Source organism: Pseudomonas sp. M2(2023), from assembly GCF_030263955.1.
Taxonomy (GTDB): domain Bacteria; phylum Pseudomonadota; class Gammaproteobacteria; order Pseudomonadales; family Pseudomonadaceae; genus Aquipseudomonas; species Aquipseudomonas asiatica.
Window position 1 is genome coordinate 2,340,058 of the sequence record NZ_CP127114.1, and the last position, 17,657, is coordinate 2,357,714.

The following is a 17,657-nucleotide window of genomic DNA, read 5'->3' on the forward strand; positions in this document are numbered from 1 at the left end:
TCATAAAAAACTGTACATAGTTTCTAATATTGTATAGGTATTTCACGTGCTCGAGGTCAGTATGGGGCACACAACTCGTTGGGCCTGGCTTTGCCTGCTATTGACTGCCCTGTCGGAGGCGGCGGACTGGCGAGCGGAGCTGCCGGCAGCGCAACGGCTGGGCGTCGGTGAGTTCAGCTGGTTTGGCTTGCGCCTTTACACCGCACAGCTCTGGGCGGCAGGTCCGGTCCAGGACTGGAGCCGGCCTTTTGCCCTTGAGCTGGCCTATCACCGAAGCCTGTCCAGGGACACGCTGGTACAGGCCAGCCTCGAGGAAATGTACCGGCTGGCACCTGAAAACGTGACGCCGCAGCGGCGCGCGGCGTGGTCCCAAGCCATGCAGCAGGCGTTTGTGGATGTACAGCCAGGCATGCGCATCACCGGCTTGTACATGCCGGGGCAGGGCTGCCGCTTCTACGTCGATGGCAAACTCAGCCGGGCGGTCGCCGACCCCGTTTTTGCACGGGCGTTCTTCGCCATCTGGCTCGATCCGCGGGCCAGGGATCAACAACTGCGTCAGCGTCTGCTGGGGGGCATGCCATGAATCTGCATAACGGTAACGCTGACCAGCCAGGGGTAGCCTGAAGATGCGCCTGGGTCTGGTACTGGGTGACCAGCTGTCCTTCGACCTGGCAAGCCTCAACGCCCTCGATCCTGCCCGCGATGCTGTGCTGATGGCGGAAGTGGAAGGGGAGGCCAGGTACGTGCCGCATCATCCGCTGAAGATCGTCCTGATCTTCAGCGCCATGCGGCACTTCGCACTGGCACTGCGCGAGCGCGGTTGGCAGGTGCATTATGTGCAACTCGATGATGACGGCAACAGCGGAACCATCGTTGGCGAGTTGCGGCGCTGGCAGCAGGCCCTGGGAGCCACGCATATTCACCTGACCGAGTGCGGAGAGTGGCGCCTGGAGCAGGCGTTGCGCGATGCCGCACTGCCGCTTGTGTGGCATCGCGACACGCGATTTCTATGCTCTCGCGAAGCTTTCGCGCGCTGGGCCCGGGAGCGCGGCCAACTGCGCATGGAACACTTCTACCGTGGCATGCGCAAACGCACCGGCCTGCTGCTGGAGCCTGACGGCAGCCCGGCAGGTGGAACCTGGAATCTCGATGGCGACAACCGCAAGGCCTTGCCTCGCCAGCTACGTGGCCCCTTCGCCGCACATTTCGCACAGGACGACATCACAGCTGCAGTCATAGCCCTGGTACGGCAACGCTTCAGCGACCACTACGGAGCCATCGACGGTTTCGACTACCCGGTGACCCATGCCGAGGCACAGCAGCTCTGGCAACACTTTCTGGATTTCGGCCTGGCGGCTTTCGGTGACTACCAGGATGCGATGGCCGAGGGCGAGCCGTACCTGTTCCATGCGCGCATCAGTGCAGCACTCAACATCGGGCTTCTTGATGTGCGTTTTCTATGCGACGGGGTCGACAAGGCCTGGCGCGAGGGGCGAGTGCCGCTCAATGCCGCAGAGGGCTTCATCCGCCAGCTGATCGGCTGGCGTGAGTATGTACGCGGCATCTATTGGCTGCGCATGCCGGAGTATGCCGCGCTCAATTACCTGGGTAACGAGCGAGCGTTGCCGGAATTCTACTGGACCGGTCGCACCCGCATGCGCTGCATGGAGCAGGCCATCGGGCAAACCCTTCGCTTGGGTTACGCTCACCATATCCAGCGCCTGATGGTCACCGGCAACTTCGCCTTGTTGGCCGGTATCGCGCCCACCGCAATCTGTGAGTGGTACCTGGCTGTCTACATGGATGCCTTCGACTGGGTCGAACTGCCCAACACGCTTGGTATGGTGATGTACGCCGACGGCGGCTACCTGGGCTCCAAGCCTTACTGCGCCAGCGGTCGCTACATCCAGCGCATGTCCGATCATTGCAAGGCCTGCAGTTACAGGGTTGACCAGGTGGCCGAGGAAGGTGCCTGCCCGTTCAATGCCCTGTACTGGCATTTTCTCATCCGTCATCGCCACCTGCTTTCGGCCAACCCGCGTCTGGCGCTGGTCTATCGAAACCTCGATGGCATGTCGGCTGACCGTCGCGATGCCATCTGGCAGCGTGGCCAGTCACTTTTGGCGCGACTCGATGCGGCGCAACCGATATGAAAAAGGGTCTTTTGCCCAGCAAGGTCTGCGTGGTGTGTGGGCGGCCGTTAAGCTGGCGCAAGCGCTGGTCACGTTGCTGGGAGCAGGTGCGCTACTGCTCCGAACGATGCCGCAAGTCAGCACCGCACCGCAAGGCGCACGAGCAGGGGGAGGGTAACGGCCCATATCGGCATCAGTAGCAGGCCGGTTACCAGTGGGCCCATGGGCAAGTCGACATTTGCCAGCCCCGCTCCGCCTACATAGGCCAGCGGGCCGCCAACTGCACCCAGCAGTGCACCGAGCTGCCAGTGCCTGTCGGCCCATGCCAGGCTATGGCGCATGCCGCTGGCCAGTACCAGCCACAGCAGCACAAGCCACAGCGGCAATGGCCAGGTGTCGAAGCTGAACACGCCCAGCGCGCCCAGCACGCTATCCAGCACACACCCGACCGGCGTTACCAGCAACAGCGCCTTGACCTCTGCGTGGACGGCCGGGCACAGGCTCAGATGCACGGCCAGGCCAGCAATCACCAGCATCGACAGGAAGGGCTTTTCGGCCCCCAGTACGCATAGCCACCAGCCAGCCTGTAGCCACAAGGCATTGGCGAGCAGCCAGCCACGGCTCATCAGGCACTGCCAGGCAAGGGCGCGCGCCGTGCCTGGGGCGCTGCCCAGAGCAGATGCGCGACACCGATGGTGCGCTCCTCGAAACCGCCTTGGCAGTAACACAGGTAGAACTCCCACAGGCGCTGGAACATGTCGTCGTAGCCCAGGTCCGTCAGCGCTGCGCGTGCCTGGCGCAGGTTTTCTCGCCAATGCCGCAATGTGTGGGCATAGTCCTGGCCGAAATCTTCCATGTGCAAGAGGTTGAGTGCGGTGTGCCGGCTGGCAGTTTCCAGCATCACGCTCAATGAAGGCAGTGCGCCACCGGGGAAGATGTAGCGCTGGATGAAATCGACCGACCGCCGCGCCTGCTCATAGCGCTGGTCGCGTATGGTGATCGCTTGCAACAGCATCAGGCCGTCGGCCTTGAGTAGCGAGGCGCACTGGCGGAAATACACCGGCAGGTAACGGTGGCCGACAGCCTCGATCATCTCGATCGAGACCAGTTTGTCGAAGGTGCCTTGAAGATCGCGGTAGTCTTCGCGAAGCACTTTCACCCGCTGCTCCAGCCCCAGGGCCTGAACGCGTTGCAGGGTATGGCTGTACTGCGCCTCGGAAAGCGTGGTGGTGGTGACCTTGCAGCCATATCGGGTGGCGGCGTGGATCGCCAGGCTGCCCCACCCGCAGCCGATCTCCAGCAGGTGGTCGGCAGGGCTCAGCTCCAGCTTCTGGCAGATGCGCTCCAGCTTGTGCAGCTGTGCTTGCTCCAGTGTCTGCCCCGGGTGTTCGAACTGAGCTGCCGAATACATCATGGTGGGGTCGAGCAGCCGCTCGAACAGGGCATTGCCCAGATCGTAGTGCGCCAGAATATTGCGGCGGGCACCACGCCTGTTGTTGCGGTTGAGTTTGTGCTGCAACCGCAGGGCAGGGCGGCCCAAGCGGGCCAGGCCCCCCTCGAGGGCGTCAAGTACCTCAAGGTTTGCGACGAACAGACGAGTCACCAGCGCCAGGTCGGGACTGCGCCAATAGCCGTGAATGTAGGCTTCGCCAGCACCGATCGAGCCATTGCCGGCTATCAGGCCCCAGGTGATGTCATCAAGGATCTCCACCTCGGCCTGCAACGGGCTGTGGGCGTCACCGAAACTCCACTGCTGCCCGTGGCTGAGCAGGCGCAGGTGGCCATGGCGCAGCCTGCCCAGCCGGGCGAGCACGGCATTTCGTGCCAGCCCGCCGAACAATGGCCCGAGGCCTGCGAACTTGCTAACGCTCAGGGTGGGGTTCGACATCATCAGGGTCCTCGCAGGAATGGCCGAGCGCCAGGTCACGCTGGCTGGCCGTGTGGTCATGGACGGGTGTGCGTTTGAACAGCAGGCGCAATGCCTGCCAGTAAATGGCCGAGACGGTGCGCAGGCTCATCCATGGGAAGGCCAGTACGTATCGGTGCACAGCGGCTCTATCCAGCGCCTGGCGTTGCAAGGCCAGGTCGGCCTCGAACACCTTGCTATCGCCTTGCCAGTTCTCCATGTGGATGCGCACATGTTCAGCGTCCAGGGCGAAGCGCAAGCGATAGTCCATGTGCAGTGGCATGAACGGCGACACATGGAAGGCCTTGGCGACGGTGAAGGGCCCGGCAAGGTTTCCGCGCACCGGCAGCACGTAATGGAAGCGTTCACGCCATGGTGTGTTTCGCACCTCCAGCAGGATTGCCGTCAGCCGTCCGTCGCGGTCATGGCAGAAATAGAAACTGACCGGGTTGAACGACAGCCCCCAGCAACGCAATTGCGTGAGCAGGTGCACCGGCCCCTCAGGCATTTCTCCCGTCGCGCTGCGCACCAGCAAACGTGCGGCCTGGGCCAGGGTCTCGCCCCGGCGGGTCTGGGCTGGCAGGTAATCTGCCTGGTTCCAGCTCAGCGGCGCCAGGCGCCAGCGCCACAGCCAGCGTGACAGGCCTGTCAGCAAGGCTTGCTCGTCCAGGTCCAGGTAGAACATGCCGATCCTGTAGCGGAAGGCGTGGGGGCGCGGCGCCAGGCGCCGGTGGCTGACCCAGCCCACGCAAAGGCTGCTGTTCACAGGTGCTCTCCGAAATGCGCGGCCACCTTCAACGCACTGACTACGCCATCCTCGTGAAAGCCGTTGCCCCAGTAGGCGCCGCAGAAGTAACTGTGGCGCTGGCCCTGCAGCTGCGCCTGGCGCGCCTGCGCGGCGCACGCCGCAAGGCTGTATTGCGGATGGTCGTACTGGAAGCGGGCAATGATCTGCGCCGGATCCACCAGCGCGGTCTGGTTGAGGCTCACGCAGAAGGTCGTCGGTGCCTGGATACCTTGCAGAATGTTCATGTTGTAGGTCAGCGCGGCAGGCGCCTGCTGCGGCCCGCCGAGACGGTAGTTCCAGCTGGCCCAGGCGCGCTTGCGGCGGGGTAGCAGACGGGTATCGGTGTGCAGCACCACATCGTTGCTGGCATAACCGATGGCGCCGAGCACTTCCCGTTCCTGCACGCTCGGCGCTTCGAGCAAAGCCAGGGCCTGGTCGCTGTGGCAGGCGAACACCACATTGTCGAAACGCTCGGTACCGGCAGCGCTCGTCAGGGTGACGCCACCTTCGTCGCGGCTGACCCGGAAAACCTTGCAGTCGAGGCGGATGCGCCCGGCAAACGGCCGGCACAGCGGACTGACATAGCTGCGCGAACCCCCTTCGATCACGCGCCACTGTGGACGTTGGTTGACCGACAACAAGCCGTGGTTGCGACAAAACCGCACAAAGAACGCAAGTGGGAAGCCGAGCATGTCCGCGCGGGACATCGACCAGATCGCCGACCCCATCGGTACGATGTAATGGTCGATGAAGCGCTGTCCATAGCGCTGAGCCCGGAGGTAGGCGCCCAGGGTCGCGTTGGCATCGATACGCTGGTTATCCAGGTCGGCGAGTGCCTGACGATTGAAACGCAGAATATCCCGTAGCATCCCCCAGAACCCCGGGGACACCAGGTTGCGGCGTTGGGCGAACAGGGTATTCAGGTCGTGCCCGTTGTATTCCAGGCCAGTGACCGGATCATGCACCGAGAAACTCATTTCGGTCGGCCGTGAGGCGACCTTCAGGTGGTCGAGCAAGCGGATGAAGTGCGGGTAGGTCCAGTCATTGAAGACGATGAAGCCGGTATCTATTGCATGGCGTTCACCCTGCCAGATCACATCGAGGGTATGCGTGTGGCCCCCGATCCATTTCTCGGCTTCGAAAACCGTCACCTCATGCTTGCGTGACAGCAGATGAGCGCAGGACAGCCCTGCAATGCCGCTGCCGATGATTGCTATACGCATGGATCATCATTCCTGTTCATGACGGGCAAGGCGTTGCCCAAGCCCCAGGCGCAGGCGCGCGGGCAGTGCGCCAAGCAGGCGCAATACCAGGATGAAAAGCCGGGGGAAGTTGATTTCCAGCGGGCGCTCGGGAAGGCGTTTGGCAATATGGCTGGCTGCGCGCTGCGCCGACCACAGCTGCGGCATGGGGAAATCGTTGCGACGGGTCAATGGCGTGTCGACAAAGCCCGGGTTGACGAGGGTGACGGCGATGCCTTCGCGGGCCAGGTCGATGCGCTGCGATTCCACCAGATAACGCACGGCTGCCTTGGACGCGCCATAGGCGCCGGCACGGGGCAAGGCCAGCCAGGTCACCGAACTGCCCATGACCACCAGATGAGGGCGTTGACCGGCGCGAAGCAAGGGCAGGGCCGCTGCCAGGCAGTAGCTGACAGCAAGGAAATTGGTACGGACCACACGCTCGACCAAGGCAGGGTCGAAATGGTCCGGCTCCAGGTACTCGCAGGTGCCTGCATTGAGGATCACCCTGTCCAGCGCTCCCCAGGCCTGCTCGATACGGGTTGCGATCCCGGCGACCTGTACGGGGTCGTCCAGGTCGCCAATGGCCAGCAGCACCTGCCCGGGAAAACGTTCAGCCAACGGGGCCAGACGATCTGCATGCCGTGCGCCCAAGGCGACCTGGTGGCCTTGCTCCAGCAGGCATTGTGCAAGTGCGGCACCGATACCGCTGCTTGCGCCTGTCAGCCAGCAGCGGCTCATGCCATCCGGCCTTTGAGCCATCGAATCGCACCGCCCATGACCGGAACATGTTCGTAGAGCAGGGCTGCTGCGTCGAAATAGTCCTGGTGAAAATGGACCCGGTCATGCCATTGCAGGTAACTGCATCCCTGCAAGCTGATCTGCTGACCGCGGGCCAGGCGTGGGTGGCGAAACTGCAGGGTCCAGCGCAGGTAACCTTGCCCGGGCATCACTTCGTCGATGCTGGAAAAGGCATAGCGAATGTCATGAGCGTTGGCGTACAACTGCGCGAAATAGGTTCGCAGAGCCCGCAGCCCCTGGATCTGATGCAACGGATCGCGAAAGGTGACATCGTCGCTGTACAGCTTTTCAAGGGGGCCGAGGTTGCCCCCGTCGAGTCTGCTGAAGTGCTCGGCGAATTGCTGCAGATACGCTGACATGCTGGACTCCAGGAAATCCTGTACAGAAATGGCTTGTTGTACAGGTATATCTGAAGTCTAAGCGTAAATCTATACAAGTCAACGATCTTGTATAGGTTTTGTTCAGCGCTCCGCCTGGCCCAGTTGTCGGCGCAATTCAGCCACCTCGGCCTCCAGCTCGCGTAGTTTCTCCTCAGCGAAAATCTGCGCTGTGACATCGCGCTGGATGCCGATGTAGTACGTCAACTGGTCCGCCTCGTTGTACACCGGCGTGACGGACAACTCGTTCCAGAACAAGCTTCCGTCCTTGCGGTAATTGCGCAGCACCTGGCAGCACGGCAGGCCTCCACGGATCGCCTCGCGGATGTTGGCAAGGCCGGCCTGGTCATGATCGTCGCCCTGCAGAAAACGGCAGTCCTGATACAGGATGTCCTCGGCGCGATAGCCGGTCAGGCGCTCGAAGGCGGGGTTGGCGTAGATAAGGATGCTGTCGTCGCCCTCCTGCTCTGCGACGACGATGCCATCGTTGGAATGCTCGACCATCAGTTGCATGAGTTTCGCGTTGATCATGGGGCCCACCTACAGGCATTTAGGATGCGAAGTGCGTAGCCTGGCCTGCGTGCAGAAGGCCTCGGCGCCGTTTGTTGCATGATGACCCAAGGAGGCTCGCCGCAGAAGGTGCATATGGGTTTAGAATGTGCCACCCCCCAGATAAACCCTCATCATGACTGACGCCACCCCAGCCGATTTGCTACCCATGCGCGATGTGGTCAGCCTGACCGGCATCAATCCGGTGACCTTGCGGGCATGGGAGCGGCGCCATGGGTTGATAAGCCCGCAGCGCACCGAGGGCGGCCATCGCCTTTATAGCGCTCGCGATGTCCAGCGCATACGCGACATCTTGCGCTGGACCGGCAATGGGGTGCCCATCAGCAAGGTAGGCGGCATGCTCGCAGGCCAGCCGGATGCGCCGGTGCAGCAGCACTCGGCGTTCGACGACTGGCGCGCTGCCGTGGAGCGTGCAACCAAGGCATTCGATACACAAGCGCTGGAAAGCATCCATGGGCAGTTGTTCACCGTCCTGCCCAAGGCCACCGTGCTGCGTGATGTGCTGATGCCAGTCTGGCATGGCCTGGCCTCAGGCATTGCGCCGGGCCAGCGTAGCCAATGGCTGTTTCTGGACATGTTCCTGCGCGCCCGCCTGCTGATGCGCCTGCAGATGAACCAGGCCGATGCACCGCGCGTGCTGCTGGCAGGCACCGAGGGGCAAGCCGAACTGCAGGTGTTGTGCACCGGGCTGCTGTTGAGCAGCGAGCAGCAACGCATCGAAGTGCTCGGTTGCGGGCAGCCGCTGGAAGAAATACCCATGCTGTGTGCAGCAATGCAGCCCGCGGCAGTGGTGATCAAGGTCCAGGTGCCGGTGGACCCTGCCTTGGCCAGGCGGCTGCGTTCGCTGCAAATGGCAATCGTTTGTCCGCTGGCCTTGATTGGCGAGGGATTGGCCGATTTACAACCAGCCTGGCAAGGCCTCCCGCTGTGTCTGCTGGACGAGCAGCGCGCTGACGTCGCACCCATGCTGAACGCCTTGCTCAGTGGTGCCCTGGACCTTTGACAGGGGCCCGCCGTAGTCTGCCGTACTGATCCTCGCCTGCTCCTGTGGGTTACGCCAGAAGTCTTGCCTCTGGGCGTAACCCGGTCCTGGGCCGGAATCATCACGCCGCGCGCGCAGGCCCAAAGCATCTGGCAGCCCCCTCCAAGGCAGCGTTTCTGGCTGTTTGCCAGCTTCTGATAATCGCCTCCGACATCCCGTCCCCGTTTCGGAGCGCGCCATGTACAACAATAAGAATCTGTCCCCACGTTTGCTGGCGGCTGTTACCGTCAGCCTGTCGACCCTTTGCCTGAGCAGCCTGGCCCAGGCCGAGATCATGCTGTACGACAAGGACCAGACGACGTTTTCCACCGACGGCTATATCAACGCCTTCTACGTCAACAGCGATGTCGATCGGCAGGGCGAGCAGTTCGATCGCCGCCAGTCACGGGTGAAGATGGGCTTTCTGCCCAACTACCTGGGCTTCAACATGGGCAAGCAGGTGGATGACCTGAAGCTCGGCGCGCGAGCCTCGTTCTGGGTGACCATCAACGACAGCGAAACCAACGGTACCGACACCGCCATCGACGTGCGCCAGTTCTACGGCACCGTGGCCAACCCCGAGTGGGGTGAGGTGCTGATCGGCAAGGACTTCGGGCTGTTCGCCCGTTCCAATATCCTGCTCGACGAACTGCTGGCCGGTTATGGCCAGGTCAGTGACACCCTGGGGCTGGTTGACGGCGGCGGGGTCTCGTTCGGCAACATCGGTAGCGGCTACCCGTACCCGTTCCCCACCTCGCAGATCACCTATCGCACCCCAGTGATGGACGGCCTGCGGGTGGCGGTGGGCATCATGGACCCGGTGGACACCAACGACAGCAGCCCGACCGGCAAGGCCTACCAGGAAAACCCGCGTACCGAAAGCGAGATCACCTACCAGTTCGACCTGGGTGGGGCGCAGATCTACAGCTGGCTCAACGGCAGCTACCAGACCTCCGACAACACCGACCCGGCGGTGCAGTCGGTCACCTCCAAAGGTGTCGGCTACGGTGTGCAGGCGAAGATGGGGGGGCTGTCGCTGACCGGCTCGGGGTTCCAGGCCAAGGGCATCAACCCGTTCTTCACCAACAACGCTGGCGAACCGACCTTGCGCAATGTCGACAGCGACGGCTACCTGCTGCAGGGCTCCTACAAGGTCGGCAAGAACCGGGTGGCGCTGTCGTATGGCAAGACCAAGGACGATGGCAACGGTGCGGTGGGCAGTGGTGCGGATTATGAAACCCGTGGCGTGGCGCTGTTCCATGACGTCAACGACAACCTCAAGCTGGTTGCCGAGTACAACCAGTTTTCCATCGACGGCCATGAAACCAGTGACCAGAACGAAGACACCGATACCTTTGCGGTGGGGGCGGTGTTGACCTGGTAAGCCCTCGGCCTCGACTCAAGACTGCTGGGGCTGCTGTGCAGCCCTTTCGCGACGCAAGGCCGCTCCCACATCGACCGCGCAAGCCCATGTGGGAGCGGCCTTGCGTCGCGAAAGGGCCGCGCAGCGGCCCCGGCAATCTTCAGGAAAAGCTATTACAACCATGGAACCGCCCACCCGCTACCCAAGTAGCATTCGTCCTCGATGATCGCCTTCGTACACTCATCACTCAGCCACCCCGCGCCGGAGACCACGATGCAGCAGGCTCACAACGACGGTGTGGTCAGCGCCATGTCCCAGGCAACCGATGCCCGGCAGGCAGCCCAGGAGCTGGCGGCGCAGTTGCTGCACCCGCACCTGGGCTTCGTGCTGTTCTTCTGCTCCGCCGAATACGACCTGCAGGCCCTGGGCGAAGCCCTGGAGCAGGGCTTTGGCGGCATCCGCCTGGTCGGTTGCACCAGCGCCGGGGAAATCACCCCGCAGGGCTATGGTCGCAACTGCATAACGGCAGTGGGGTTCGATCATCGGCACTTTTCCATCGCTACCGAGCTGATCGACGAAATGGAGCGCTTCAGCCTGATCGACGCCCAGCAGATGGTCGAGCGCCTGGTCGGCACCTGCCGCAGCAATAACCTGGCGCCGATCAAGGGCCACAGCTTTGCCCTGACCCTGCTCGACGGCTTGTCCAGCCGCGAGGAAATGGTGCTTGCCGCCCTCAGTGCGGCCCTGGGCGACATCCCGCATTTCGGCGGCTCGGCCGGCGACGACAACTACCTGACCCGCACCCATGTGTATTTCGGCGGCGCGTTCCACCACGGCGCGGCGGTGGTGGTGCTGGTCAATACCTGGCTCGACTTCGAAGTGTTCACCACCCACCACATCCTGCCGCGCCAGGAAAAGCTGGTGGTCACCGGCGCCGACAGTGCCCAGCGCCGGGTCTTCGAACTGAATGCCGAGCCAGCTGCCGAGGAATACGCCCGGCACATCGGCGTGCCGGTGGCCGAGCTCGATCATCGTGTGTTCGCTGCCCATCCGCTGGCCGTGCGCATCCACGACCAGTATTACGTGCGGGCGATACAGCAGGTGCACCCGGACCTGAGCCTGAGTTTCTACTGCGCTGTGGAAAACGGCATCGTGCTTACCGCCATGACCCCGGGCCCGCTGTTGCCAAACCTGCACCAGTTGTTCGACGGCTTGCAGCAGCGCCTCGGCCCGCTGCTGCTGACCATCGGTTGCGATTGCTTCCTGCGGCGGCTGGAGCTGGAAGCCCGGGACGGGCTGGAAGCGGTCGGTGCGTTCCTGCGCGAGCAGCGGGTGATCGGCTTCAACACCTACGGAGAACAGTTCGATGGCATGCACATCAACCAGACCTTCACCGGAGTCGCCATTGCCCGCAACCGGCCTCCTGTCGGTCGCTGAACTGCAGGCCGAGGTCGCCCGGCTGCAGCACCAGAACCACAAGCTGCAGCGTATCAACGGCGCCCTGATCGAGCGTATCGAGTCCGGCGTCACGCGTGGCAATGACCCTTATGCCGCGTTCCAGCATTCGGTGGTGCTGGCCGAGCAGGTGCGCGAACGCACCGAAGCGCTGAACCAGGCCATGGCCGAGCTCAAGGCCGTCAACCACCTGCTCAGCGAGGCCCGGCAGCGGGCCGAGACGGCACACCAGCACCAGATTCGCCTGATCACCGACCATGTACCGGCGCTGATCGCTTACCTGAATGCCGACCTGGTCTACGAATTCACCAACAAGGTCTATGAAGAATGGTATTGCTGGCCTCGCGGCGTGATGCTGGGCCAGAGCCTGCGCGAAGCCCACAGCGAGCAGCATTACCAGCGCCTGGAGGCCTACGTGGCGCGGGCGCTGGCGGGGGAGAGCGTAACCTTCGAGTTTGCCGAAACCAACATCAACGGCCAGGAACGCTACATGCTGCGCTCCTATGTGCCGAACCGCCTGGCCAATGGCGAAGTGGTGGGCATCTTCGTGTTGATCCGCGACATCACCGAGCGACGCAATACCGCACAGGCGCTGCACCAGGCATATCAGCACCTGGAGCAACGGGTACGCGAGCGCACGGCCGAGCTGACCAGCCTCAACGAGCAGCTGCTGCGCGAAATCGAGGAGCGCAGCCGGGTGGAATCGCGCCTGCGCGAGGCCAAGCGCGAGGCCGAGCAGGCCAACCTGTCGAAAACCAAGTTCCTTGCCGCCGTCAGCCATGACCTGCTGCAGCCACTGAACGCGGCACGGCTGTTCACCAGCGCCTTGCTCGAACACCGCGAGCCGCACAACAGTGCCCATTTGGTGCGTAATGTCAGCAACTCGCTGGAGGATGTGGAGAACCTGCTAGGTACCCTGGTGGATATTTCCAAGCTCGATGCTGGCGTGATCAAGGCCGATGTCGCCCCGTTCGCCCTGCGCGAACTGATGGACAACCTCGCTGCCGAATACGCCCAGGTGGCGCGCAGCGAAGGGCTTGAACTGCATTTCGTGGGCTGTTCCGCCGTGGTGCGCAGTGACATCCAGCTGCTGGCGCGGATCCTGCGCAACCTGCTCAGCAATGCCATTCGCTATACCCGCAGTGGGCGCGTGGTGCTGGGCTGCCGGCGCCAGCGTGGCGGCTTGCGGATCGAAGTATGGGACAGCGGGATCGGTATCGCCGAAGAGCACCTGGAAGAAATGTTCCAGGAGTTCAGGCGCGGTGATGTGCAGCGTCCGGACCAGGACCGTGGCTTGGGCCTGGGCCTGGCGATCGTGGAAAAGATCGCCGGCATTCTTGGCCACCGGATTCGGGTGCGTTCATGGCTTGGCAAAGGCTCGGTGTTCGCTGTCGAAGTGCCGCTGAGCACCACCGCGCCCAAGGCCCAGCCGAGCCAGGCAATCAGCGAGCCGATGCTCGAACGCCTGCGCGGGGCGCGGGTGTGGGTACTGGATAACGATGCCGCGATTTGCGCCGGCATGCGTACCCTGCTGGAGGGGTGGGGCTGCCGGGTGGTCACCGCTCTGTCGGAGGAAGACCTTGCGCGTCAGGTGGACAACTACCATGCCGAGGCCGACCTGCTGATCGCCGACTACCACCTGGACAACGACTGCAATGGCGTCGACGCCGTGGCGCGGATCAATGCCCGCCGTACCCAGCCCTTGCCGGCGATGATGATCACCGCCAACTACAGCAACGAGCTCAAGCAACAGATCCGCGAGCAGGGCCACACCCTGATGCACAAGCCGGTGCGGCCGATGAAGCTTAAGGCGGCGATGAGCCATTTGCTGGGCAGCAGTGTGGCATAGCCGCCGGCCTCTTCGCGGGCAAGCCCGCGAAGAGGCCGGAATAGGTCAACGCCGCAGGTAATCACCGAAATCGATATCACCGGCACTGAGGATGGCCTGTACCCGGTTGTGTACGTTGAGCTTGCGCAGGATCGCCGAAACGTGGGCCTTGACCGTGGTCTCGGCGATATCCAGGGTGTAGGCGATCTGTTTGTTCGACTCGCCCTTGGTCATGCGCTCGAGCACCAGCAGCTGCTTGCGGGTCAGGGCCTGGAGCATCTCCGGCGGGAAGCTCGGGGCATCGTTCAGGCGCCGGCTGGTGCTGCTTTTCTGGGCTCGGATGATGTCGGGCGGCAGGTAGACATTGCCGTTGAGGATCTGCTCGATCGCTTCGATCATCTGTGAACGTGGCGAGGACTTGGTGATGAAGCCCACCGCGCCATAAGTGATGGCCTGCAGCACGATCTGCTTTTCCTGCTCGGCCGAGACGATCACCACCGGCGTGGTCGGTGCCTCGTTGCGCAGGGTGATCAGGCCATTGAGGCCATGCATGCCGGGCATGTTCAGGTCGAGCAGGATCAGGTCGAGGTCGTCATGTTCGTGGGTCAGCGCCAGGGCGCTGTCCAGGTCGGCAGTTTCCATGACTTCGCTGCCCTGGAAGCCATCGCTGATAACGTTGTGGATGGCTTCGCGAAACAGGGGGTGATCGTCGGCAATCAGAATTTTGTACATGGCCTTTTCACCTCGTTTTTATTGGATGGAGCGGGCACGCGTTTGCAGGCGATGAATTCAGGGGAAGGGTTCCGGCTGCGCTGGCTGCAGCGGCAGGTTGGCCTGTTGCCAGGCGTCCAGGCCATCGCGGTACCAATACAGATTCTTATAGCCCAGGGCTTTCGCGCGTTTTACCGCGTTCCAGCTTAACCAGCAATCGGAGCGACAGTAAAAGACCAGCGGTTGCTCCGTGCGCCCGGCGGTGGCTTGTTGCAGGTTGCGCACGAAGTAATCGTGCCACGCCGGGCTCAGCTCGCCGTCGCCGGTGTTGGCCAGCCAGCGGCTGCCGGGGATGTTGGCGTGGGGTTCATCTTCGATGAAGCGGCCTTGCAGCCATTGGCGGCGATAGACGTCGATCAGCACCGGCTTGGGGGTGTGCCCCAGCAGGTCTTGCAGCATGGCGGTGTCGATGACCTGGCCGCCCTCGACCTGCTGTGGGGTCGGGCTGCGGTAGAGGGTGGTGCGGTAGCCGTCGGCAGAGAATAGCGGCGTGGTATCCGCCTGGGCAGCGCCTAGCGTCAGGCTCAGGGAAAGCGCCGCCAGCAATGGGCGTGGCAGCCGGGGCAGGGCACGTGGCATGGGGGTTGTCCTTTTTGTTATAGGCCCATTACATGCCAGTGGCGGTGCATTGTGAATGCGACGATCAGACAGCAAAGGCAGTACCAAAGTAGTAGAAAGCCGGGCGCCTCTGGCCTGATCCTGCCCAATATCTGAATGCAGGCGCGATCCCTGTAGGAGCGGGTTTACCCGCGAACACCGGCGTAGCCGGTGCCATGCACCGCGTCGCCTTCTTCGCGGGTGAACCCGCTCCCACACGGACCGTGTTCCTTCAACGGGTTCGGCGAAAGGTCCGATGGGAGACAGCTGCCGCTCAGCGCGGCTTGCGCAGCGCCGCATGCTGGGGGTTGAAGGTGAGGATCGCCAGCAGGGTGAACAGCACGGTCAGCCCCAGGCATACCGCCAGCGCCAGCGGGTTGAAGCGCTCATACAAGGCAAAGCGCACCAGCTCCACGGCATGGGTGAACGGGTTCACTGCACACAGCCAGTACAGCCACTGGCTGGCCTCGCGCATCTTCCACAACGGGTACAGCGCCGAGGACAGGAAGAACAGCGGGAATATCACGAAGTTCATCACCCCGGCAAAGTTCTCCAGCTGGCGAATCGCATTCGATAGCAACAGGCCCAGGGCGCTGAGCATCAGCGCCACCAGCAACAACGCCGGCAGCGCCAGCAACAGGCCCGCAGCCGGTGGCTGCACACCATACAACCAGGCGATGGCAAGGAAGGCGTACACCTGCAGCAGGGAGATCAACGAGGTCGCCAGCAGCTTGCTGCCGAGCAGGAAGGGCCGCGGCAACGGGCTGGTCAGCAACACGCGCATGCTGCCCATCTCCCGGTCATAGACCATCGACAGCGAGCCCTGCATGCCGTTGAACAGCAGGATCATGCAGGCAAGGCCCGGAATGATGTACACCTCGTAGGGGATGTAGGTGTCGTAGGGCTCGATGATCGCAATGCCCAGGGCCGCGCGAAAGCCGGCGGCGAACACCAGCAGCCACAGCAGCGGGCGCACCAGGGCGCTGAGAAAACGGGTGCGTTGCAGGACGAAACGCAGGCATTCGCGCAGGAGAATGCCGTTGAAGCACTGCCAGTAAGCGTTCATCGGGCATTGGCTCCTGTGGGGGCGCTGGTCAGGCGGGCAAAGGCATGGTCGAGGTCACCGCCGTGCTCCAGGCTCAGGGCATCGGCCGTGCCGCTGGCCACCAGGCGCCCTTGATGCAGGATCAGCAGGTCATCGCTGGGCTGCACTTCGTCCAGCAGATGGGTGGTCCACAGCACACTGAGGCGCTGCTCGCGGCACAGCAGCCGCAGGTGCTGGTTGAGCGCCAGGCGGCTGGCCGGGTCGAGGCCGACGCTGGCCTCGTCGAGCAACAGCAAACGCGGCTCATGCAGGAGCGCGCGGGCAATCTCCACCCGGCGCCGATGGCCGATGTTCAGCGCCCGGACCGGTTCGCGCCGCCGCTCATCGAGGCCCTGGCGGGCCAACTCGGCATCGACCCGAATATTGCCCTGGCGCCGCGACAGGCCGTGCAGCGAGGCGTGGTAGCGCAGGTTCTGCTCCACGCTCAGGTCCAGGTCGAGGGTGCTTTGCTGGAACACCACGCCCAGCTGGCGCAAGGCCGGGCGTGTGGCGTTGCGCAGCGAGCAGCCGCACACGCGGATGTCGCCATGCTGCAGGTCGTACAAGCGGGTGAGCAGGGCGATCAAGGTCGACTTGCCGGCGCCATTGGGGCCCAGCAAGGCGGCAAAGCGCCCGGGCGCCAGGCTGAAGCCGACTTGCCTGAGCGCCTCGCGCTGGCCGTAGGCAAAGCTCACGTCACTGACTTCGAGGGTATTCATGGCGTCACCACCACGCCCCAGGGGTAGCGGCCGACCTTCACCGACTTGAGCACCTTGAGGTTTTTTGCATCGATCACCGAAACGTCGCCACTGACCCCGTTGGTGGCCAGCAAATGGCTCTGGTCCGGGGTGAACGCCAATTGCCAGACCCGCCGGCCCACCAGCAGGTAGTCGAGTACTTCGTAGGTCTTGGCATCGACCACCGCCACATGGTTGGCCGGGCCCAGGGCGACGAACGCGTACTTGCCATCGGCGCTGAGCTTGATGCCTACCGGCTGGACCTTGTCCGGGTGCACGCCCTTGATCTGGAAGTTCAGGGTTTTCAGCACCTGGCGGCTGGCCACGTCGAGGATGGTCACCGTGCCGCCGATTTCTGCCGAGGCCCACAGCCGCGAGCCGTCCTGGCTGAACTCGACGAAGCGCGGCCGCTGGTCCACCGGGGTGCTGTCCGCCAGGGTCTGGGTGCTGGTGTCGATCCAGTGCAGCATGTTGGTGGTTTCGCTGGTGTTGACTGCCCATTTGCCATCCGGGCTCACCGCCATGCCTTCGGGCTCGATGCCGACGTCGATCTGCCCGAGCACCTTGTCGGTCTGGGTATCGATTACCGTCACCAGCGCGTCGTCCTCGTTGGACACATACAACCAGCGGTCGTTGGGGTGCAGGGCGAACTGCTCGGGGTCCTTGCCGGAGGGCAGTTCCTTGATGATCTTGCGGGTGGCCACATCCATCACTTGCACCCGGTCCGAATCGCTGGCGCAGATGTACAGCAGCGTGTTGTCGTGGGACAGCAGCAGGCCGCGCGGGCGCTGGCCCACTGGCAGGGTCTCGGTGACTTGCAGGGTCTGCATGTCGATCAGGCTGAGGCTGTTGTCCTTCTCGTTCGATACCCAGGCGGTGGCGGCCACGGCGTGCCCGCTGGCAAGGGCCAGGGCGCCGGACAGCAGGCTGGGGTAAAGCAGTGCCCGGTGAAAAGGGGAGCGACGCATGGCGAAATCCTTTTTTGTT

At 63.2% G+C, this 17,657-nt stretch carries 19 protein-coding genes; 7 read left to right on the forward strand and 12 right to left on the reverse strand.

Annotated elements, in window-relative coordinates:
- Positions 1–61 precede the first annotated feature (61 nt).
- The 3 genes from QN085_RS10790 to QN085_RS10800 are packed head-to-tail and all read left to right on the forward strand — an operon-like array spanning position 62 to position 2,332.
- The gene (locus QN085_RS10790; protein ID WP_023661871.1) at positions 62–583 is read left to right on the forward strand and encodes a chalcone isomerase family protein; all 522 of its coding nucleotides are present in this window, start codon (positions 62–64) and stop codon (positions 581–583) included.
- A 43-nt stretch (positions 584–626) separates the two neighbouring features.
- Complete coding sequence (locus QN085_RS10795; RefSeq protein WP_023661872.1) at positions 627–2,153, forward strand: cryptochrome/photolyase family protein; 1,527 nt, start codon at positions 627–629, stop codon at positions 2,151–2,153.
- Positions 2,150–2,332, forward strand: a complete 183-nt coding sequence (locus tag QN085_RS10800) for a DUF2256 domain-containing protein (protein WP_285690831.1) — start codon at positions 2,150–2,152, stop codon at positions 2,330–2,332. The genes QN085_RS10795 and QN085_RS10800 overlap by 4 nt, the downstream gene beginning before the upstream one ends.
- Here QN085_RS10800 and QN085_RS10805 read toward each other — a convergent pair.
- The 7 genes from QN085_RS10805 to QN085_RS10835 form a co-directional block, all read right to left on the reverse strand.
- Positions 2,270–2,758 carry a DUF2878 domain-containing protein gene (locus QN085_RS10805; protein WP_013972156.1) on the reverse strand — a complete coding sequence of 163 codons (489 nt, stop codon included), beginning with the start codon at positions 2,756–2,758 and terminating at the stop codon, positions 2,270–2,272. The genes QN085_RS10800 and QN085_RS10805 overlap by 63 nt on opposite strands.
- On the reverse strand, positions 2,758–4,020 hold the full coding sequence (locus tag QN085_RS10810; protein ID WP_023661873.1) for an SAM-dependent methyltransferase: 1,263 nt from the start codon (positions 4,018–4,020) through the stop codon (positions 2,758–2,760). The genes QN085_RS10805 and QN085_RS10810 overlap by 1 nt, the downstream gene beginning before the upstream one ends.
- A complete protein-coding gene (locus QN085_RS10815) occupies positions 3,995–4,804 on the reverse strand; it encodes a DUF1365 domain-containing protein (RefSeq protein ID WP_023661874.1) in 810 nt (269 codons plus the stop codon). The genes QN085_RS10810 and QN085_RS10815 overlap by 26 nt, the downstream gene beginning before the upstream one ends.
- On the reverse strand, positions 4,801–6,048 hold the full coding sequence (locus tag QN085_RS10820) for an NAD(P)/FAD-dependent oxidoreductase (RefSeq protein ID WP_013972159.1): 1,248 nt from the start codon (positions 6,046–6,048) through the stop codon (positions 4,801–4,803). The genes QN085_RS10815 and QN085_RS10820 overlap by 4 nt, the downstream gene beginning before the upstream one ends.
- Positions 6,049–6,054: 6 nt before the next feature.
- Positions 6,055–6,807: an SDR family NAD(P)-dependent oxidoreductase gene (locus QN085_RS10825; protein ID WP_013972160.1), complete on the reverse strand. Its 753-nt coding sequence runs from the start codon at positions 6,805–6,807 to the stop codon at positions 6,055–6,057.
- Positions 6,804–7,226 (reverse strand): nuclear transport factor 2 family protein, encoded by a 423-nt coding sequence (locus tag QN085_RS10830; protein WP_013972161.1) that lies wholly within the window; start codon positions 7,224–7,226, stop codon positions 6,804–6,806. The genes QN085_RS10825 and QN085_RS10830 overlap by 4 nt, the downstream gene beginning before the upstream one ends.
- A 102-nt stretch (positions 7,227–7,328) precedes the next feature.
- Positions 7,329–7,775, reverse strand: a complete 447-nt coding sequence (locus tag QN085_RS10835; RefSeq protein ID WP_013972162.1) for a PAS domain S-box protein — start codon at positions 7,773–7,775, stop codon at positions 7,329–7,331.
- A 154-nt stretch (positions 7,776–7,929) separates the two neighbouring features.
- On the opposite strand from QN085_RS10835, the gene QN085_RS10840 reads away from it, so the two are divergent.
- From QN085_RS10840 to QN085_RS10855, 4 genes are all read left to right on the forward strand, one after another.
- Positions 7,930–8,817, forward strand: coding sequence for a MerR family transcriptional regulator (locus tag QN085_RS10840; protein ID WP_013972163.1), 888 nt, complete (start codon positions 7,930–7,932; stop codon positions 8,815–8,817).
- 217 nt (positions 8,818–9,034) lie between these two features.
- Positions 9,035–10,219: a porin gene (locus tag QN085_RS10845; RefSeq protein ID WP_003257627.1), complete on the forward strand. Its 1,185-nt coding sequence runs from the start codon at positions 9,035–9,037 to the stop codon at positions 10,217–10,219.
- A gap of 252 nt (positions 10,220–10,471) precedes the next feature.
- Positions 10,472–11,635, forward strand: a complete 1,164-nt coding sequence (nosP, locus tag QN085_RS10850; RefSeq protein WP_013972164.1) for a nitric oxide-sensing protein NosP — start codon at positions 10,472–10,474, stop codon at positions 11,633–11,635.
- Positions 11,604–13,502: a PAS domain-containing hybrid sensor histidine kinase/response regulator gene (locus QN085_RS10855; RefSeq protein WP_003257629.1), complete on the forward strand. Its 1,899-nt coding sequence runs from the start codon at positions 11,604–11,606 to the stop codon at positions 13,500–13,502. The genes nosP and QN085_RS10855 overlap by 32 nt, the downstream gene beginning before the upstream one ends.
- 45 nt (positions 13,503–13,547) lie before the next feature.
- On the opposite strand, the gene QN085_RS10860 is transcribed toward QN085_RS10855, so the two are convergent.
- The 5 genes from QN085_RS10860 to QN085_RS10880 form a co-directional block, all read right to left on the reverse strand.
- Entirely contained in the window at positions 13,548–14,213 is a 666-nt protein-coding gene (locus QN085_RS10860) for a response regulator transcription factor (protein ID WP_013972165.1), read from the reverse strand.
- A gap of 57 nt (positions 14,214–14,270) precedes the next feature.
- Complete coding sequence (locus QN085_RS10865) at positions 14,271–14,831, reverse strand: PQQ-dependent catabolism-associated CXXCW motif protein (RefSeq protein WP_023661936.1); 561 nt, start codon at positions 14,829–14,831, stop codon at positions 14,271–14,273.
- Positions 14,832–15,123: 292 nt separating this feature from the next.
- Positions 15,124–15,915: a lanthanide ABC transporter permease protein PedC gene (locus QN085_RS10870; RefSeq protein ID WP_013972167.1), complete on the reverse strand. Its 792-nt coding sequence runs from the start codon at positions 15,913–15,915 to the stop codon at positions 15,124–15,126.
- A complete protein-coding gene (locus QN085_RS10875; protein WP_038409366.1) occupies positions 15,912–16,652 on the reverse strand; it encodes a lanthanide ABC transporter ATP-binding protein PedB/LutE in 741 nt (246 codons plus the stop codon). The genes QN085_RS10870 and QN085_RS10875 overlap by 4 nt, the downstream gene beginning before the upstream one ends.
- A complete protein-coding gene (locus QN085_RS10880; RefSeq protein WP_013972169.1) occupies positions 16,649–17,638 on the reverse strand; it encodes a YVTN family beta-propeller repeat protein in 990 nt (329 codons plus the stop codon). The genes QN085_RS10875 and QN085_RS10880 overlap by 4 nt, the downstream gene beginning before the upstream one ends.
- Positions 17,639–17,657: the final 19 nt, after the last annotated feature.

What these genes read in the sequence shown, in the direction of transcription:
- QN085_RS10835 (WP_013972162.1), bottom strand. Translation starts at nt 7,775, where the DNA reads ATGATCAACGCGAAACTCATGCAACTGATGGTCGAGCATTCCAACGAT.
- QN085_RS10790 (WP_023661871.1), top strand. Translation starts at nt 62, where the DNA reads ATGGGGCACACAACTCGTTGGGCCTGGCTTTGCCTGCTATTGACTGCC.
- QN085_RS10865 (WP_023661936.1), bottom strand. Translation starts at nt 14,831, where the DNA reads ATGCCACGTGCCCTGCCCCGGCTGCCACGCCCATTGCTGGCGGCGCTT.
- QN085_RS10860 (WP_013972165.1), bottom strand. Translation starts at nt 14,213, where the DNA reads ATGTACAAAATTCTGATTGCCGACGATCACCCCCTGTTTCGCGAAGCC.
- QN085_RS10840 (WP_013972163.1), top strand. Translation starts at nt 7,930, where the DNA reads ATGACTGACGCCACCCCAGCCGATTTGCTACCCATGCGCGATGTGGTC.
- QN085_RS10830 (WP_013972161.1), bottom strand. Translation starts at nt 7,226, where the DNA reads ATGTCAGCGTATCTGCAGCAATTCGCCGAGCACTTCAGCAGACTCGAC.
- QN085_RS10870 (WP_013972167.1), bottom strand. Translation starts at nt 15,915, where the DNA reads ATGAACGCTTACTGGCAGTGCTTCAACGGCATTCTCCTGCGCGAATGC.
- QN085_RS10875 (WP_038409366.1), bottom strand. Translation starts at nt 16,652, where the DNA reads ATGAATACCCTCGAAGTCAGTGACGTGAGCTTTGCCTACGGCCAGCGC.
- QN085_RS10800 (WP_285690831.1), top strand. Translation starts at nt 2,150, where the DNA reads ATGAAAAAGGGTCTTTTGCCCAGCAAGGTCTGCGTGGTGTGTGGGCGG.
- QN085_RS10820 (WP_013972159.1), bottom strand. Translation starts at nt 6,048, where the DNA reads ATGCGTATAGCAATCATCGGCAGCGGCATTGCAGGGCTGTCCTGCGCT.
- QN085_RS10880 (WP_013972169.1), bottom strand. Translation starts at nt 17,638, where the DNA reads ATGCGTCGCTCCCCTTTTCACCGGGCACTGCTTTACCCCAGCCTGCTG.
- QN085_RS10845 (WP_003257627.1), top strand. Translation starts at nt 9,035, where the DNA reads ATGTACAACAATAAGAATCTGTCCCCACGTTTGCTGGCGGCTGTTACC.
- QN085_RS10795 (WP_023661872.1), top strand. Translation starts at nt 627, where the DNA reads ATGCGCCTGGGTCTGGTACTGGGTGACCAGCTGTCCTTCGACCTGGCA.
- QN085_RS10825 (WP_013972160.1), bottom strand. Translation starts at nt 6,807, where the DNA reads ATGAGCCGCTGCTGGCTGACAGGCGCAAGCAGCGGTATCGGTGCCGCA.
- QN085_RS10810 (WP_023661873.1), bottom strand. Translation starts at nt 4,020, where the DNA reads ATGTCGAACCCCACCCTGAGCGTTAGCAAGTTCGCAGGCCTCGGGCCA.
- QN085_RS10805 (WP_013972156.1), bottom strand. Translation starts at nt 2,758, where the DNA reads ATGAGCCGTGGCTGGCTGCTCGCCAATGCCTTGTGGCTACAGGCTGGC.
- nosP (WP_013972164.1), top strand. Translation starts at nt 10,472, where the DNA reads ATGCAGCAGGCTCACAACGACGGTGTGGTCAGCGCCATGTCCCAGGCA.